Origin of the sequence: Citrobacter sp. TBCS-14 (assembly GCF_005280805.1) — a bacterium.
Taxonomy (GTDB): domain Bacteria; phylum Pseudomonadota; class Gammaproteobacteria; order Enterobacterales; family Enterobacteriaceae; genus Citrobacter; species Citrobacter gillenii.
This window is the reverse complement of sequence record NZ_SZWM01000234.1, coordinates 1-223: the sequence shown is the minus strand read 5'-3', so window position 1 is coordinate 223 and position 223 is coordinate 1. Positions and strand designations below refer to the sequence as shown.

At 57.0% G+C, this 223-nt stretch carries 1 protein-coding gene; it reads right to left on the bottom strand.

The window, feature by feature from the left end; all coding sequences use genetic code 11:
- Window positions 1-223: NAD(P)-binding domain-containing protein (locus tag FDX22_RS12255; protein WP_255432883.1), on the bottom strand; the 223-nt coding region annotated here is incomplete at both ends.

The window sequence follows — 223 nt, the reverse complement described above, 5'->3', positions numbered from 1 at the left end:
ACCGGGACCGCCTGCGTTGATCAATTCATTGCCCATCGCCATCAGAACCGGTGTGGCGCGTTCTACCTGCTCCGCCGTGCCACCTGCCAGCAGTAACAGCGTTCCCGCGATAGCGTGATCGGAGGTACGTCCAACCGGGCAATCCATCATGTCGAAGCCTTTGGCACGCATATCGGCGATCAGTTTGTCGGTTTGCAGTGGGTGAATAGTCGACATATCAATC